Below are 1,201 nucleotides of genomic sequence, written 5' to 3' on the forward strand. Positions count from 1 at the left end.
GAGTTTGTTATGACCAAGAAAGTAAGAACCTACAGTGACGAATTTAAAGCCGAGGCCGTCAAGAAGATATCAGACAATAATGGCAATATCTCAGCCACTGCAAAGCAGCTTGGCATTGCCATGCAAACGCTATCAAATTGGCATAACAAAGCCAATCAAGGCAAGCTTGTCGGCACAAAGCAATACGATCCTGATCTTATGAGTGCTCTTCAAGAAATAAAGCAGCTCAAGCGGCAGCTCAAAGTGGCTGAAGAGGAACGCGAAATACTAAATGAGGAGGGATAAAGCGAAGCACTGCTTCGCCCCGACGTAAGGGGAGAGCTATGCTCGAGTTGGCGACGGCGTACTTCGCGAGAAACAGTTAGTCAGGTACGCCTTTATCAAAGACAACCAGTTCCTCTTTCGCATCACCACTATGTGCCGTGTGTTAAGGGTTAAGCCATCAAGCTATTACGACTGGCTAAGTCGTGATCTCAGCGACCAACAGATACATCGCAACCAGTCTGAATTACTGGTTAAAGCGGCTCACAATGAAACGAAAGAACGTTATGGCGCAGATCGACTGCATGCTCATCTAAGCGAGCAAGGCCATAACATTAGCCTGTATATGGTAAGAAGCATCAAAGAGCAACACGGCATTAAATGTCGTAGTCATAAGCGCTTTAAAGTCACCACCGACTCCAATCACAACAAGCTGGTCTATCCAAACGTACTGGATCAGAAGTTTGATGCTAAGCGCCCTAACGAGTCGTGGGTCAGCGACATCACCTATATCTGGACGAATGAGGGTTGGCTGTACTTAGCAGGGGTCAAAGACTTATACACCAAAGAGCTTGTCGGTTACGCTATTAACAAGCGTATGACCGCAGATTTAGTTTGCAAAGCACTAAATATGGCCATCAAGAGTAAACGTCCAAGCAAAGGGCTAATCGTTCATTCAGACAGAGGCAGTCAGTATTGCAGTCACGCCTACCACAAGACCATTAAGCAGCATCAATTTATAGGCTCAATGAGCGGCAAAGGCAACTGTTTCGATAACGCTCCGATAGAAAGCTTCTGGGGCACATTAAAGAATGAGCTGGTATATCATCAAGACTATAAAACAAGGTTCACAGCCATCAATGATATTATCAGTTATATCGAGCTGTACTACAATCAGACGAGGATTCAAAAGGGTTTGGGCTATCAATCGCCAAGACAG

Annotated in this window: 1 pseudogene; it reads left to right on the forward strand. The window is 45.3% G+C overall.

The features are described 5' to 3' along the window. Positions 1–9 precede the first annotated feature (9 nt). A pseudogene (locus JMW94_RS14685) lies at positions 10–1,201 on the forward strand (IS3 family transposase); the annotation flags it as partial.

Source organism: Psychrobacter immobilis, assembly GCF_904846185.1.
GTDB lineage: Bacteria > Pseudomonadota > Gammaproteobacteria > Pseudomonadales > Moraxellaceae > Psychrobacter > Psychrobacter immobilis_B.